14 protein-coding genes are annotated in these 16,124 nt (G+C 60.4%); 6 read left to right on the forward strand and 8 right to left on the reverse strand.

Features of this window, described 5'->3' with window-relative positions:
* Positions 1-41 precede the first annotated feature (41 nt).
* From ACYZTL_RS11375 to ACYZTL_RS11395, 5 genes are all read left to right on the forward strand, one after another.
* On the forward strand, positions 42-1,535 hold the full coding sequence (locus tag ACYZTL_RS11375) for an RNA polymerase factor sigma-54 (protein ID WP_017336540.1): 1,494 nt from the start codon (positions 42-44) through the stop codon (positions 1,533-1,535).
* 74 nt (positions 1,536-1,609) lie between these two features.
* Positions 1,610-1,918 carry a ribosome hibernation-promoting factor, HPF/YfiA family gene (gene hpf, locus ACYZTL_RS11380; protein WP_007941242.1) on the forward strand — a complete coding sequence of 103 codons (309 nt, stop codon included), beginning with the start codon at positions 1,610-1,612 and terminating at the stop codon, positions 1,916-1,918.
* Positions 1,919-1,930: 12 nt separating this feature from the next.
* On the forward strand, positions 1,931-2,395 hold the full coding sequence (gene ptsN / locus ACYZTL_RS11385; RefSeq protein ID WP_461951872.1) for a PTS IIA-like nitrogen regulatory protein PtsN: 465 nt from the start codon (positions 1,931-1,933) through the stop codon (positions 2,393-2,395).
* 2 nt (positions 2,396-2,397) lie between these two features.
* Positions 2,398-3,255 carry an RNase adapter RapZ gene (gene rapZ / locus ACYZTL_RS11390; RefSeq protein ID WP_461951873.1) on the forward strand — a complete coding sequence of 286 codons (858 nt, stop codon included), beginning with the start codon at positions 2,398-2,400 and terminating at the stop codon, positions 3,253-3,255.
* A 15-nt stretch (positions 3,256-3,270) separates the two neighbouring features.
* Positions 3,271-3,543, forward strand: a complete 273-nt coding sequence (locus ACYZTL_RS11395; RefSeq protein WP_461951874.1) for an HPr family phosphocarrier protein — start codon at positions 3,271-3,273, stop codon at positions 3,541-3,543.
* Positions 3,544-3,813: 270 nt separating this feature from the next.
* Here the strand turns inward: ACYZTL_RS11395 and pmbA are convergent, their stop codons facing one another.
* Positions 3,814-5,160 (reverse strand): metalloprotease PmbA, encoded by a 1,347-nt coding sequence (pmbA, locus tag ACYZTL_RS11400; protein ID WP_461951875.1) that lies wholly within the window; start codon positions 5,158-5,160, stop codon positions 3,814-3,816.
* A 108-nt stretch (positions 5,161-5,268) separates the two neighbouring features.
* On the opposite strand from pmbA, the gene yjgA reads away from it, so the two are divergent.
* Entirely contained in the window at positions 5,269-5,793 is a 525-nt protein-coding gene (yjgA, locus tag ACYZTL_RS11405) for a ribosome biogenesis factor YjgA (RefSeq protein WP_008026892.1), read from the forward strand.
* Positions 5,794-5,888: 95 nt separating this feature from the next.
* Here yjgA and tldD read toward each other — a convergent pair whose 3' ends face one another.
* From tldD to mreC, 7 genes are all read right to left on the reverse strand, one after another.
* Positions 5,889-7,331, reverse strand: coding sequence for a metalloprotease TldD (gene tldD, locus ACYZTL_RS11410; RefSeq protein ID WP_461951876.1), 1,443 nt, complete (start codon positions 7,329-7,331; stop codon positions 5,889-5,891).
* 18 nt (positions 7,332-7,349) lie between these two features.
* Entirely contained in the window at positions 7,350-8,198 is an 849-nt protein-coding gene (locus tag ACYZTL_RS11415) for a carbon-nitrogen hydrolase family protein (RefSeq protein WP_461951877.1), read from the reverse strand.
* Positions 8,199-8,366: 168 nt separating this feature from the next.
* Positions 8,367-12,170, reverse strand: coding sequence for a YhdP family protein (locus ACYZTL_RS11420; RefSeq protein WP_461951878.1), 3,804 nt, complete (start codon positions 12,168-12,170; stop codon positions 8,367-8,369).
* A gap of 75 nt (positions 12,171-12,245) precedes the next feature.
* Positions 12,246-13,703, reverse strand: coding sequence for a ribonuclease G (rng, locus tag ACYZTL_RS11425; RefSeq protein ID WP_461951879.1), 1,458 nt, complete (start codon positions 13,701-13,703; stop codon positions 12,246-12,248).
* Positions 13,704-13,760: 57 nt separating this feature from the next.
* A complete protein-coding gene (locus ACYZTL_RS11430; RefSeq protein WP_461951880.1) occupies positions 13,761-14,357 on the reverse strand; it encodes a Maf family protein in 597 nt (198 codons plus the stop codon).
* Positions 14,358-14,401: 44 nt separating this feature from the next.
* Entirely contained in the window at positions 14,402-14,893 is a 492-nt protein-coding gene (gene mreD, locus ACYZTL_RS11435; RefSeq protein WP_461951881.1) for a rod shape-determining protein MreD, read from the reverse strand.
* On the reverse strand, positions 14,893-16,053 hold the full coding sequence (mreC, locus tag ACYZTL_RS11440) for a rod shape-determining protein MreC (RefSeq protein ID WP_461954292.1): 1,161 nt from the start codon (positions 16,051-16,053) through the stop codon (positions 14,893-14,895). Before mreC ends, mreD begins: the two co-directional genes overlap by 1 nt.
* Between the last annotated feature and the right edge of the window lie 71 nt (positions 16,054-16,124).

Here is a 16,124-nt window from a genome sequence, read left to right on the forward strand (position 1 = left end):
TGGCGCATGTGCGCCGGCGAATAAGGTGTTAAGCCCCTGCCATGAAACCATCGCTAGTCTTGAGAATGGGCCAGCAGCTGACGATGACACCGCAGCTGCAACAGGCCATCCGCCTGCTCCAATTGTCGACCCTGGACCTGCAACAGGAAATCCAGGAAGCCCTGGAGTCCAATCCGATGCTCGAACGCCAGGAAGAAGGCGACGACTTCGATAACGCCGACCCCTTGGCCGACAAAGCCGAACAGCAACCCAATGCCGATGTGTCTGAACCCTCCTACCAGGAAACCGCCCCGACGGTGGACAACCTCGATGAGGGCGACTGGAACGAGCGCATTCCCAACGAACTCCCCGTCGACACCGCATGGGAAGACGTCTACCAGACCAGCGCCAGCAGCCTGCCGAGCAACGATGACGACGAGTGGGATTTCACCACCCGCACATCGGCCGGCGAAAGCCTGCAAAGCCATCTGTTGTGGCAACTGAACCTGGCGCCGATGTCCGACACCGATCGCCTGATCGCCGTAACCCTGATCGATTGCATCAACAATCAGGGCTACCTGGACGAAACCCTTGAGGAAATCCTCGAAGCCTTCGATCCGGAACTCGACATCGAACTGGACGAGATCGAAGCCGTCCTGCATCGCATCCAGCAATTCGAACCGGCCGGCATCGGCGCCCGCAACCTGGGTGAATGCCTGCTGCTGCAATTGCGTCAGCTCCCTGCCAAGACACCTTGGCTGGCCGAGGCCAAGCGCCTGGTCACCGATTACATCGACTTGCTCGGCAGCCGCGACTACAGCCAGCTGATGCGTCGGATGAAGCTCAAGGAAGATGAACTGCGCCAGGTCATCGAACTGGTACAGAGCCTCAACCCGCGCCCGGGCTCGCAGATCGAGTCCAGTGAAGCCGAATACGTCGTTCCCGACGTGATCGTGCGCAAGGACAACGAGCGCTGGCTGGTAGAACTGAATCAGGAATCGGTACCGCGGCTGCGGGTCAACGCCCAATACGCCGGTTTCGTGCGCCGCGCCGACACCAGCGCCGACAACACCTTCATGCGCAATCAGTTGCAAGAAGCCCGCTGGTTCATCAAGAGCCTGCAAAGCCGTAACGAAACCCTGATGAAAGTTGCCACCCAGATCGTCGAGCATCAGCGCGGTTTTCTGGAGTACGGCGACGAAGCCATGAAGCCGCTGGTCCTGCATGACATCGCCGAAGCGGTGGGCATGCACGAATCGACGATTTCCCGGGTGACCACGCAAAAATTCATGCATACCCCTCGGGGCATCTATGAGCTGAAATACTTTTTCTCCAGCCACGTCAGCACCTCCGAAGGCGGCGAATGCTCGTCCACGGCGATCCGCGCGATCATCAAAAAACTGGTTGCTGCGGAAAATCAGAAAAAGCCGTTGAGTGACAGCAAGATCGCTGGTTTACTGGAGGCACAAGGCATTCAGGTGGCTCGCCGCACCGTCGCCAAGTACCGCGAATCCCTAGGGATCGCGCCTTCGAGCGAACGCAAGCGGTTGATGTAGAGCCACGCCACAGCGTTCCAGTGGTAGATCATCTGGTCTACCGCTTTATGCACTGGCAACGAAGGAGAAGCTGTATGCAAGTCAACATCAGTGGACACCAACTGGAAGTGACCGAACCTCTTCGCACCTACATCGGCGAAAAACTCGAACGATTGGAGAGGCATTTCGACAAGATCACCAACGTGCAGGTCACGATGACGGTCGAAAAGCTGAAGCAGAAAATCGAAGCCACGCTGCATATTCCCGGCAATGAAGTGGTCGCAAACGCGGAACATACCGACATGTACGCGGCGATCGACGCATTGACCGACAAGCTGGATAAACAACTCAAAAAGCATAAGGAAAAGACCCAGAGCCTCCTCCAGGGCGCGACCGGTCGTTAACACTCCCAACCCATGATCCGACTTGAAAGCATCCTGACCCCCGGCCGTTCCCTGATGAACGTGCCGGGCGGCAGCAAAAAGAAAGCCCTCGAGCAAATTGCCAATCTGATCGCCCGCGAAGTGCCGGCTCTGGAGATGCAAGATGTCTTCGAGGCTTTGATTGCCCGTGAAAAACTCGGCTCGACCGGTTTTGGTAACGGCATCGCTATCCCCCACTGCCGGCTGAAAGGTTGCACATCGCCCATCAGTGCCTTGATGCACCTGGACGCTCCCATCGATTTTGACGCCATCGACGGTGCCCCGGTTGACCTGCTCTTCGTTCTGCTGGTCCCGGAAGCGGCTACCGATGCGCACCTTGAATTGCTCCGCCAGATCGCCAGCATGCTTGATCGCAAGGAAGTCCGTGATCGCCTGCGTAGCGCCCCGAGCAATGAAGCCTTGTATCAGGTTGTCCTGGACGAGCAAAACGGGCATTAATCATGCGCTTGATCATCGTCAGTGGCCGTTCCGGCTCAGGTAAAAGTACCGCGCTCGATGTTCTCGAGGACAACGGCTATTACTGCATCGACAACCTGCCCGCCGGGCTGCTGCCGGAATTGGCCGAACGTGCGTTGATTCACACTGAGCTGGCGCAGCCGCTGGTTGCCGTCTCCATCGACGCGCGCAACTTGCCGAGTCACCTGACCCGTTTTCCGGAACTGCTCGCAGAAGTGCGCAGCCGACATATCCAGTGCGATGTCTTGTACCTGGATGCCGACGAAGAAACCTTGCTCAAACGCTTTTCGGAAACCCGCCGTCGTCATCCGCTGAGCAATGCCAATCGCTCGCTGGCCGAGGCGATCAACGATGAAACCAACCTGCTCGGGCCTATTGCCGACCTCGCCGATCTCAAGGTCAACACCACTAACCTGAACCTGTATCAGCTGCGCGATACCATCAAGTTGCGCCTGCTGAACCAGCCGGAACCCGGCACTGCGTTTTTGGTGGAGTCTTTCGGATTCAAGCGGGGCATGCCGGTGGACGCCGATCTGGTGTTCGACGTGCGTTGCCTGCCAAACCCCTATTGGAAGCCGGAGCTACGCGATCAGTCCGGGCTTGATCAACCAGTTGCCGAGTACCTGGCGGCCCAGCCGGACGTCGAAGAGATGTTCCAGGACATTTCCACGTACCTGCTCAAATGGCTGCCCCGCTTTGCCGCCAGCAACCGTGCTTATGTCACCATTGCCATTGGCTGCACCGGCGGACATCACCGCTCCGTCTACCTGACCGAACGTCTGGGCCAGGTCCTGCAAAAATCCCTGAAGAACGTCCAGGTCCGCCACCGCGACCTCAGCTAAAGGATTCACATCGCGATGCCTGCTCTGGAAATCGAAATCATCAACAAGCTGGGCCTGCATGCCCGCGCTTCCGCCAAATTCGTCGGTGTCGCCGGTCAGTTTCCCTGCCAGATCAGAGCGGGGCGCACGCCCGCGTCCATGGTCGACGGCAAAAGCATCATGGCCATGATGATGCTCGCGGCCGGCAAGGGCACCAAGATCCATCTGAGTACCGAAGGCGAGCAGGAACAGGAAGCGATGGCCGCGCTGGTGGCGTTGATCAACAACTTCTTCGACGAAGGCGAATAACCTTATCCCGGCTAGCCTGTGGCGAGGGAGCTCCTTTGCAACAGCCCCTTCAAAACAAGAACCAAACAACCTCGAAAGTGTACACACACCTCCTTGTGGGAGCGGCGGTGCGACGATTCGACTTGCTCGCGAAGGCGGCGTATCAGGCAACAAAAATGTTGAATGTGATGACCCCTTCGCGAGCAAGTCCGCTCCCACAGGGTTTTGCGTGAGCCCAAAAAAAGGCGCGCCACCCAATGGGTGGCGCGCCTTTTTGTGTAACGGTCGGGTTTAGCTACCCGCCACCGTCATCCGCTCGATCAGTACCGAGCCGGTGCGAATGTTGCTGCGCAATTCCAGGTCATTACCCACCGCAACGATTTGCTTGAACATGTCGCGCATGTTGCCGGCGATGGTGACTTCCTGGACCGCGAACTGAATCTCGCCATTTTCGACCCAGTAACCCGCCGCACCGCGAGAGTAATCGCCGGTGACCATGTTCAGGCCCTGGCCCATCAGCTCGGTGACCAGCAAGCCCCGGCCCATGCGGCGCAGCAAAGCGGCCTGATCTTCGTCGCCATGGGTAACGAACAAGTTGTGCACGCCGCCGGCGTTGGCGGTGCTCGGCATGCCGAGTTTACGGCCGGAGTACGTGCCGAGAATGTACGAGACCAATTCGCCTTTTTCGACGAACGGTTTGGCGTAGGTCGCGAGGCCATCACCATCGAACGCCGAACTGCCCATGGCGCGCATCAAGTGCGGGCGCTCATCGATGGTCAACCATTCCGGGAACAACTTCTGCCCAAGGGTGCCTTCCAGGAACGACGATTTGCGATACAGACTGCCGCCGGAAATCGCCGAAAGGAAACTGCCGAACAAGCCACCGGCCAGTTCAGCAGAAAACAATACCGGCACTTCACAGGTCGGCACCGGACGCGCGCCCAGACGGCTCGCTGCACGCTGCGCGGCACGCTGGCCGATGCTCGCCGGGTCAGTCAGCAAATTGCCCTGGCGGTTCACGTCGTACCAGTAATCGCGCTGCATCTGGCCATCGGCCTCGGCGATCATCACGCAGCTCAAGCTGTGACGAGTCGACGCGTACCCACCGATAAAACCGTGGCTGTTGCCGTAAACGCGGCAGCCCTGGTGAGTGCTGAGTGTGGTGCCATCGGCGTTCTTGATCCGGCTGTCGGTGGCAAACGCGGCCGCCTCACAGCTCAAGGCCATCTCGATGGCTTGCTCAGGCGTGATGTCCCACTGGTGGAACAGGTCGAAATCCTGCAGATCCTTGGCCATCAGCGCAGCATCGGCCAAGCCCGCGGCTTCGTCTTCGGAGGTGTGTTTAGCGATGGCCAGTGCCGCAGCGACAGTTTCACGAATCGCTTCAGGACCGCTGGCAGAGGTGCTGGCCGAGCCCTTGCGCTGGCCAACGTACAGAGTGATGCCGAAACCCTGATCGCGGTTGAATTCGACGGTTTCGACTTCGCGCTGGCGCACCGAAGTAGACAGGCCCTGCTCCAGGGACACCGCCACTTCACAGGCACTGGCGCCCTGACGCTTGGCTTCAGCGATGATCTGCTCGACTTGTTCCTGCAGTGCCGGCAACGCTTGTGGGCCGACGCTTTCAACTGCACTCATGCTGTTCTCCACTCAAATTCTGCTTTCGGTAAAGGCCTTCGAGCGACCGGGCCGGACAAGCGGCCCCCGACTGGTTATCATGGCGGCGTTTCTTTGCGGACGGCCACCATGGTTGATTCTTACGACGACTCCCTCGATACGGGAGAAAAAAGCAAATCCCAGGTTAAACGCGAGCTACATGCTCTGGTTGACCTCGGCGAACGCCTTACAACGCTCAAGCCTGACTTGCTGGCAAAACTGCCTTTGACCGACGCTCTGCGCCGGGCTCTGGGCGATGCGCCCAAGCACACCGCGAATATCGCGCGTAAACGGCACCTTATGTTCATCGGCAAACTGATGCGCGATCAGGACACTGACGCCATTCTGACTTTGCTCGATCAACTCGATGCCTCCACCCGGCAGTACAACGAACGTTTCCATGGCCTGGAACGCTGGCGCGATCGCTTGATCGCGGGCGACGATGCAGTCCTGGAGAAGTTCGTGCTCGACTACCCGGAGGCTGATCGTCAGCAGTTGCGCTCCCTGATCCGTCAGGCCCAGCACGAACTGGCGACCAACAAGCCACCAGCGTCGAGCCGTAAAATCTTCAAGTACATCCGTGAGCTGGACGAGACTCAACGCGGTCTTCGTTAAGTAACACATCCCACGTAGGAGCTGCCGAAGGCTGCGATCTTTTGATCTTTAAAAAACAAAGATCGCAGCCTTCGGCAACTCCTACGTGTGTTTCTTCATGCGCCTGTGCCACCCACAGTGATCGCATCGATTTTCAGCGTTGGCTGGCCGACACCCACCGGCACCGACTGCCCATCCTTGCCACACGTCCCTACGCCGCTGTCCAGCGACAGATCGTTGCCGACCATCGACACCTTGCTCATCGCTTCAGGCCCGTTGCCGATCAATGTCGCCCCTTTGACCGGCGCCGTAATCTTGCCGTCTTCGATCAGGTACGCCTCGCTGGTGGAGAACACGAATTTGCCGCTGGTGATGTCCACCTGACCGCCGCCGAGGTTGGCGCAGTAGATGCCGCGTTTCACCGAGGCGATGATTTCCGCCGGATCGCTTTCGCCCGCCAGCATGTAGGTATTGGTCATGCGCGGCATCGGCAGGTGCGCGTAGGATTCGCGGCGACCATTGCCGGTGCGGGCCACGCCCATCAGGCGCGCATTGAGCTTGTCCTGCATGTAGCCCTTGAGTACGCCGTTTTCGATCAGTGTGGTGCACTCGGTTGGGGTGCCTTCGTCATCGACGCTCAGCGAGCCGCGACGACCGGCCAGCGTGCCGTCATCGACGATGGTGCAGAGCTTGGACGCAACCATTTCGCCCATCCGGCCGCTGTAAGCGGAGCTGCCCTTGCGGTTGAAATCACCTTCCAGCCCGTGGCCGACCGCTTCGTGCAGCAGCACACCGGACCAGCCCGATCCCAACACCACCGGCAACGTACCGGCCGGCGCCGGAATGGCTTCAAGGTTGACCAGCGCCTGACGCAGCGCCTCCCGGGCGTAGCTCATGGCACGGTCTTCGGCGAGGAAATAACGGTAATCGGTACGACCGCCGCCGCCGTGACCACCACGCTCGCGGCGACCGTTCTGCTCAACGATCACGCTGACATTGAAACGCACCAACGGCCGCACATCCGCCGCCAGGCTGCCGTCGGTCGAAGCAACAAGAATGCGTTCCCAGACACCGGCCATGCTCACAGTGACTTGCTGGATACGCGGATCGAGGGCGCGAGTGGCGACGTCGATGCGCTTGAGCAGCTCGACTTTCTCGGCGCGGGTCAGCACTTCCAATGGGTTATCCGGCCCGTACAACTGGGCGACATCCTGAGTGGTGAACGCCTGCACCGTGCCGTTCTGACCGGCACGGGAGATCGAACGAGCGGCACGCGCCGCCGCGCCCAAGGCTTCCAGGGTGATCGCATTGCTGTAGGCAAAACCGGTTTTCTCACCCGATTGCGCGCGCACGCCAACACCCTGGTCGAGGTTGAAGCTGCCTTCCTTGACGATCCCGTCTTCCAGTGCCCACGACTCGGAAATCTGCCCCTGGAAATACAGGTCGGCGGCATCGATGCCCGGGCCGGCCAGATCGCCGAGCACACCTTGCAGGCTCTCGATAGTGACGCCGCCGGGCGCCAGGAGGTGTTCACTGACTGAGGACAACAACTCGCTCATATGCTTTACGCCTTAAATTCATCGTTCTGAGGCAGGTCGCTGCGCGCCCTGCGAGAAAAAGCGCCGGTGACTGGACACCGGCATCCGCGTCCGGATGGACGCCTGTTCGCTGCTATCGCGTTCGGCCAGCAGCACGGCCTCGCCTTGATCCTGTTGCGCGAGCACTCGTCCCCACGGGTCGATGATCGCGGCATGGCCGAAGGTCTCTCGGGGCCCCGGATGCGTTCCGCCCTGGGCAGCCGCGAGCACATAACACTGAGTCTCGATGGCCCGCGCTCGAATCAGCACATCCCAATGCGCCGCGCCGGTCACAGCGGTAAAGGCCGACGGCGCGGTGATCAACTCCGCACCGGCAGCGCGCAATTCGCTGTACAGCTCCGGGAATCGCAGGTCGTAACACACCGTCAGGCCGACTCGACCGACGGGCGTGTCCGCGACCACCACGCCACTGCCATAAGCATAGTCATCGGATTCACGATAACGCCCTCGGTTGTCCGCCACGTCCACGTCAAACAGGTGCAGCTTGTCGTAGCGCGCCACCGTTTCGCCCTGATCGTTGACCAGCAACGAGCAGGCATGCACTTTCGCCGATGGTTGATCCACCGGCGGCAACGGCAATGTGCCGGCCACTATCCATAACTTGAGGTCGCGGGCGGTCTGTTTCAACCAAGGCAGGATCGGACCTTCGCCCGACGCCTCGGCACGGCCGATGTCGGCAATGTCGCGACGGCCTATGGCGGCGAAATTTTCCGGCAGTACAGCCAGCTTCGCGCCACCGGCCGTCGCTTGCTCGAGCAGCCGACGGGCCTGGGCCAGATTGGCCAGCACATCGCTCTGGCTGACCATTTGAATCACCGCGAAAGACATGGCCATTTCCTTATTTGGAATCAACACATACCTGTAGGAGCTGCCGCAGGCTGCGATCTTTTGATGTTGATTTTTGCAAGATCAAAAGATCGCAGCCTGCGGCAGCTCCTACAGGGGGCTTACGGCCATGCTACTCCATAGGCCTGAAGAGGGGCTCTGAAAAAAGAGTCAAAAAGGTTTGTCGAAGGTGATTTTCGGCTCTTTCCATGGGCCTTTGACGGTGTACTTCACGCTGGCGAAACGTGCCACGCGGTCACCGATCAGCTTGTCGATCAGGAACAACGCGCCACCGATGGCCGGTGCGCCGACGATCAGCGCGGCAATCGGCAGGTTATTGGTCACCGGCAAGGTCACCAGCAGTTGGGCGTCGATATGATCGCCCACCAGATTCAGGGTTCCATTGAGTTCAACATTGCTCGACGGGCCTGTCATCACGATCGGCTCGCGGGTCACGTAAACCCCGTTGGTCGCAACCAGCAGGCCTTTGACCCGGTCGTAACTCAAGCCTTTGCCGAACAGATCGGAGAAGTCCAGCCGTAAACGGCGGCCGATGGAGTTGAAGTTGAGCAGGCCAAATACCCGTAAGGCCTGGGCGCTGCCCTCGACTTCAACGAACTGGCCTTTATTCAGCGACGCATCGAGGGTGCCGGAGAAACGCTTGGTGGCCAGCCAGGCCGGCGAGCCGGGCCAGCGACCGTCGACATCCATATGAAACTCTTCACTGGTGACACTCGGCGCAAAGCCCCAGCCTTTCAGCACATCCGCCAGGTTCTTGCCACTGACCCGGCCTTTGTACCAACTGGTGGACGCACCGGGCGCACCTTCCCAGCCACCGCTGCCCTGCAACAGAATGCCCTTGAGGCCCAGATCCAGCGTATTGAGCGCGATGCCCTTGGCGGTCGGACGCACTTTCAGCGACCAGCCCCCGACCAGATCCTGCCCTTGGAACAGTTGATTAATGGTGATATCCAGCGCCGGGATTTTTGTCGGATCCATGGTAGCCAACGGGTCCGGCGAGTTTTCATCGGCCAGGACCGTCGGGTCCGGCGCCGGCAGACGCACGTATTGCAGATTGATCGCGATCGGCGCGGCTTTCGCGTCAGGGATAGCGGCAGTGCCCTTGACCTGCTGACTGTCGAGCTGCAAGGCCCACGCCGTCGATTTACGGTTCAACCGCAGCGAAGCCTGATCAAGGGTAGTACCGACGCCGCTAAGCTTGCCGACCTTGAAGTCCGCGCTACTGAGCAGCTGCTTGACGCTGCCACCCGGAACCTGGCCGGCATACTTGTCCACCAGGTCTTTCCACGGGCCGACATCCAGTTCCGAGAGCACCCCACGCACCCGCAGGCCTTGGGCACCGGGCAAAACGGCATCGCCGCCACCGAGCAACAATTCGCCGCGACCGTCGGCAAAATTGCCGGGCGGTGCTGCAAACGTGAGGTTCGCCAGCTCGCCGTATTTGACCCAGTAACGCCGCTCCGGCCCTTGCAGGGTCATGCGGAATGTCGTGTCGCGTCCGACATCGGCAGCCATGCCGAACGGCGCCGGCAAATCCACCGCCACGCCCTGGAGGTTCGAATTGACCGTCAACTGGCTGTCGGGGCCATCCAGGTTCAGTTGCAACTGATACGGGATCAGGCCGGACACCGGCAACGGCTGGGTCACGCTTAGCCAGTCGGTGAGTTTCTTCACCTCGACCTGGCCCGAGGCGCTGACACGGGTCTTGATGTTGCTCGGGCTGCCGTCGGCGAAAATCTGCGCAGTGACCGGTTTGTCAAAGGCGCGAGCGGTGATGTTCTGCCCGCTCAACCCCTTGGTGCTGTCGAAGCGGAAATCGCCCTTCAGTTGGGTCAGCTCAAGGACTGGTTCGGCCAGTTTCAAGCGCGCCTTGGCGGTCTTGAAGTCGACGAGGATCTTCGGCTGTTCGCCTTTGGCCAGCGGAATATCCAGTTTCAGCTTGCCCTGCAGATCACCCTCGCCTTCCCATCCGGCGAAGGTGGCGGCGGTGCCGATCGGCGCTTCCTGGAGGATTTTCAAGCCATCGCCGAGCCCGCCAGCGAACGCGCCGTCGAGGAACAGGTGGCTGCTTTGTCCGGACGGAACATGGGGAATGTTGACGTAAATGTCGCGCACCTGAGTGTCAAGCAACTGGCCTTTGCTGGCCAGAATCCGCACACCGCTGTCCTCGACAAATACATCCCCCGAGACCTTGCTGACATGCGGCCAACCCGGTTGGAAGGCCAGTTCGGCATCGTGAACCTTGAAGAACAGGCTGATGCTGCGATCGGCGTCGGCGGCACCGTGGTTCAGCGAACCCTGATACTGGAAGAAACCTTCGTCTACCGCACCTTTGAGGATCGCCGTGCGCAGCCACTCGTCCAGCGCCGGGCCGAGAACGGCCGGCAGGTACTTGGCGGTGTATTTTCCGTCGCCCTCGACCATACCGACCCGCAGGTCCATGTAGTCTTCCTGGGTGTTGTCGAAATGCAGGCGAATCAGGAAATCCCCGGCAATCTTGCCCTCCTCGCCCAGCACCTTCAGGTACGGCGCGATCAGGGTGAAGCCTTCTTTATCAAGCTTCCAGGTCAGCCGGGCGTTGGCCTGAATGTATTGCCATGGCTTGGCGAAAATCGGGTCCAGGTGCAGGACAAAGTCCTTGCTGTCCATTCGCAGTTCGCCGTGACCGAGGTCACCACTGATGCTGCCGCTGACATTCCGTGCCGCCGGCGCGCCGTGATAGGCATCAAAGCCGACTTGGTCGAGGTTGGCGGCGAAGCTGACCTTGCTGTCGTCGGTGGCGTTGGGCCGGAAGTCGAACAGCACGTTGCGCAAACCACCCGTCACCTTGAGCCGCTCGACGGCGGTGGCGACGCCTTCGGGCAATGGCCCCAGGGCATTCAGCAGCGGCGTGAGCGGCGTGAGGTCGAGGCGGTCGGCTTGCAGATGCCAGAGTTCTTCGGTCTTGTCAGTGGCCAGGCTTTGTTTGAGTTGCAGGCGCGATTCCCAACGGGTTTCGCCGAAGTTCATGGACAGCGAGTCCACCGTCACCAGAAAGCCTTCGGCACTGCGCTGGAAATAGCTGTTGAGCGCCAGGTTGTTGATCTGGATCGGCTTGCGTTCGGCGTAGGCGCCTTTGAGCTGCGGCGCATTCAAGCGAATCGCGGCGCTTTGCAGCACGCCTTTGCTCCAGTTGATCCAAAGCTCGCCACCGGCCTTGATCTCGGAAAAATTCCATTGTCGGGTCAGGCGTTCGGGTAGCCATTTCGACCAATCGCTTTGCGGCAGGCTCACGTAAGCATCCGCTTCCCCGTCCTTCCACTGGCTGGCGCGAATGCGTGTCCGCAGGCTCATCGCCACCGGCTGACCGTCGGGCAGGGTCAGCCGCGCGTCGAGTCGCTGACGGGTAACGCCGGTTTTCAGATTCAGGCCAACGTAGGTCAAGGTCAGCGGCGGGTGATCCAGCGGCTGCAAGGTCACCTGGCTGTCGAGCACCGACAACTGCTGGACCATCTGCATGCGATTGAGCAGTTGTTCCGGGTCCAGCGGCTGATCCTGCTGCACCGGCAAGCCTTCCAGCGCCCAATGACCGTCCTCGCCTTCCTTGAGGCTGATCTTCAAACCATTGAGTTCAAGGTGAGCGATGCGCACTTCACGAGCCAACAGGCTTGCCCACAGATCCGGCACCGCACGTACCTGATCCAGACGCAGGGCGTTGGCGCCCTCACCGACCATCACATCGTGAGCCAGCAGAATCGGCGCGAAGCCGTGCCAGTTACCTTCCAGTTCACCGATGTGCAGCGGCATGCCCAGGACAGCGCCAGCTTTGGCTTCGACTTCGGCCCGATATTCGGCCACCAGCGGCGTCAGCTCACGGCCGAGACTGACGTAAAGCGCCATCAGCACCAAAGCCAACGCGCACAGGCCCAGACCCCAGCGGGTCAGTGCGGCCAAAATGCGTGTCAGACGCTCCATGTCAGTTGGCTCCCATGGCAAAAAAACTGCAAAAAGCTGAGGCCAGCCGTTCTAGTGAGGGTGAAGCACAGCGATTCAGAGCAGCACCACGTCGTATTGTTCCTGGGAATACATGGTTTCCACCTGGAACCGAATGGTGCGTCCGATAAAACCTTCAAGCTCGGCGACGTTGCCGGACTCTTCATCCAGCAGGCGGTCGACGACTTTCTGGTTCGCCAATACACGATAGCCCTCCGCCTGATAGGCGCGAGCCTCGCGGAGAATTTCGCGGAAAATTTCGTAGCAAACGGTTTCCGGCGTCTTGAGCTTGCCGCGACCCTGGCAACTGGTGCACGGTTCGCACAACACTTGCTCGAGACTTTCGCGGGTACGCTTGCGGGTCATTTGCACCAGGCCCAACTCGGTGATGCCGATGATGTTGGTCTTGGCGTGATCGCGCTCCAGTTGTTTCTCAAGCGTACGCAGAACCTGACGCTGGTGCTCTTCGTCTTCCATGTCGATGAAGTCGATGATGATGATCCCGCCCAGATTGCGCAGGCGCAGCTGGCGAGCGATGGCGGTCGCGGCTTCGAGGTTGGTCTTGAAGATGGTTTCTTCAAGGTTGCGATGGCCGACGAACGCCCCGGTGTTGACGTCGATGGTGCTCATGGCTTCAGCCGGGTCGACCACCAGGTAACCACCGGACTTCAGCGGCACTTTGCGTTCGAGGGCTTTCTGGATTTCGTCTTCGACACCGTACAGGTCGAAGATCGGCCGCTCGCCCGGGTAATGCTCCAGACGATCGGCAATTTCCGGCATCAGTTCGGCGACGAACTGCGTGGTTTTCTGGAAGGTTTCCCGGGAGTCGATGCGGATCTTCTCGATCTTCGGGCTCACCAGATCACGCAAGGTGCGCAGCGCCAGGCCGAGGTCTTCGTAGATCACGCTCGGCGCGCTGATGGTTTTAATCTGTTCGTTGATCTGATCCCAGAGACGGCGCAGGTAGCGGATGTCCATGAGGATTTCATCGGCCCCGGCGCCTTCGGCGGCAGTACGCAGGATGAAGCCGCCGGCCTCCTTGATGCCTTCTTTGGCCACGCAATCGGTAACCACTTGCTTGAGGCGTTCGCGCTCGGCTTCGTCTTCGATCTTCAGGGAAATACCGACATGCGCGGTACGCGGCATGTACACCAGATAGCGGGAAGGAATCGACAGTTGCGTGGTCAGGCGTGCGCCCTTGGAACCGATCGGGTCCTTGGTGACTTGCACTACCAGGCTCTGGCCTTCGTGAACCAGCGCGCTGATGCTTTCGACCGCAGGGCCTTCGCGCAGGGAAATTTCCGAGGCATGAATGAACGCGGCGCGATCAAGACCGATGTCGACGAACGCCGCCTGCATACCCGGCAATACCCGCACGACTTTGCCTTTGTAGATGTTGCCGACGATCCCGCGCTTTTGCGTGCGCTCGACGTGGACCTCTTGCAGGACACCGTTTTCAACCACCGCCACGCGCGATTCCATCGGCGTGATGTTGATCAGGATCTCTTCACTCATGGCAGGGTCTCGTTCAGGCATGTTCACGATAATGGCCGCATCTTGTCAGTACGACGCTCAGCGCGCGTTAAGGGTTTGCCAACAGGGTATGCCGAAATGGCCGAGCAGCTCAGCGGTTTCGCACAGCGGCAGTCCGACCACCGCCGAGTAGCTGCCATCGAGCCCGGCGACAAACACCGCGCCCAGTCCTTGAATGCCATAGCCACCGGCCTTGTCCCGAGGTTCGCCGCTGGCCCAGTAGGCCGCCGCTTCATTGAGATCGATGGGGCGAAAACGCACCAGGCTGCGCACAACCCGCGACTCGCAGCGCTCACCATCAAGCACGGCAATGGCGGTCAGCACTTCGTGCTCTTGACCAGCCAGCATCATAAGCATGGCGCACGCATCGGCTTCGTCCACCGGTTTGCCGAGAATTTTCCCGTTGAGCACCACGGCGGTATCGGCGCCCAGCACGCAGAATGCTGCGTCGGACACAACCGCGCCGCGCCCGGCTTCAGCCTTGCCGCGCGCGAGGCGCTCGACATAGGCCGACGGCGATTCATGATTCAAAGGGGTTTCATCGATGTCCGCGCTGATGGCGGAGAACGGCACGCCGATCTGCGTGAGCAGTTCACGCCGACGCGGCGAGCCTGAGGCGAGATAAACAAGTTTCATCAAGACATCTCCCTGTCGAGGTTATGGGCAAATGCCTGACCGAATCAGTTGATTTTGTAGCGTCGACGCAGACCGCGCAAACCGTAGCTGATCCATGGCCAGAGCAACGCGCTGACCAGTGCCGGCAAGACCAGCGCCAACGTCGGCTGACGGTTGCCGGTCAGGGCGCTGAGCCACAGTTGAACAAGCTGCGCGAGGCCGAAGATCACCAGGATCACCAGGCTCTGTTGCCACATCGGGAACATCCGCAAGCGTTGTTGCAGTGCCAGCACCAGGTAGGTGATGAGCGTCAGGATCAATGCGTTCTGGCCCAGGAGCGTGCCATACAGCACGTCTTCAGCCAGGCCCAGGCACCACGCGGTGACCATGCCGACTTTCTGCGGCAGGGCCAATGCCCAGAATGCCAGCAACAAGGCCAGCCAAAGCGGGCGAAGGATTTCCATGAATTGCGGCAGCGGAGAAACGCTGAGCAGCATGCCAATGGCGAATGTCAGCCAAATCATCCAGCCGTTTCGGGAGGCTTTGACACCGACCATTATTCTCGTCCCCCAGTGGTAGCCGGCGCGGAGACAGGCGGTTTGGCAGCAGGTTTCACGGCAGCGGGTTGCGTCGCCGGTGGTTTGGCGGCCGGCGTCGTCGCGGGCGGCTTGGCAGCGGCGGGATGTGCGGCAGCGGGTTTGGCCGGGGTGGTGGCAGCAGGCTTGGCCGGAGCTGCAGTCGCAGGCGCGACGACGGGAGCGACGGGGACAGCAGCGGCAGCCGGGGCAATCACGGCAGCAGGCTTCGGCACCGTGGCGGGAATGATTGGCCCGCCGCCCTGTGCGTCCAGGTTTTCCTGGGCCTGAGCAGCATCATTGGCGCGCTCTTCCGGCGTACGGGTGTCGCTGAACACCAGCAGCAAGTAACGACTGCGGTTCAATGCGGCCGTCGGCACGGCGCGAACAATGGCGAACGGCTGGCCGGAATCGTGAATCACTTCCTTGACCGTCGCGACTGGGTAACCCGCCGGGAACCGCTGGCCAAGGCCTGAGCTAACCAGCAGATCGCCTTCCTTGATATCCGCCGTGTCGGCAACGTGACGCAGCTCCAGGCGCTCAGGGTTGCCGGTGCCGCTGGCAATCGCCCGCAGACCGTTACGGTTAACCTGCACCGGAATGCTGTGGGTGGTGTCGGTCAGCAGCAGCACACGGGAGGTGTACGGCATCAACTCGACCACCTGCCCCATCAGGCCGCGGGCATCGAGCACCGGCTGACCGAGGACCACACCGTCGCGCTCACCTTTATTGATGATGATGCGGTGGGTGAAGGGGTTGGGGTCCATGCCGATCAACTCGGCCACTTCGACCTTCTCGTTGACCAGCGCGGAGGAATTGAGCAACTCGCGCAGCCGAACGTTCTGCTCGGTGAGGGCGGCAAGCTTCTGCATGCGCCCCTGCAACAGCAGGTTTTCGGTCTTTAGTTTTTCGTTTTCGGCGACCAGTTCGGTACGGCTGCCAAACTGGCTGGCCACACCTTGCCATAGCCGCTGTGGCAGGTCGGTGATCCAGTAAGACTGCATCAGCACCAGCGACATCTGGCTACGCACTGGCTTGAGCAGTGTGAAGCGGGCATCGACCACCATCAGCGCGACCGATAGCACGACCAGCACCAACAAGCGCACGCCCAGTGAAGGCCCTTTGGTGAAAAGCGGTTTAATAAGCCGCTCCTCCCAGGCAATTGTTTTCTTTATTCATACGGCAGACCGGCCTGGATACGAATGACAGAAGA

This window comes from Pseudomonas sp. LB3P81 (assembly GCF_054897965.1).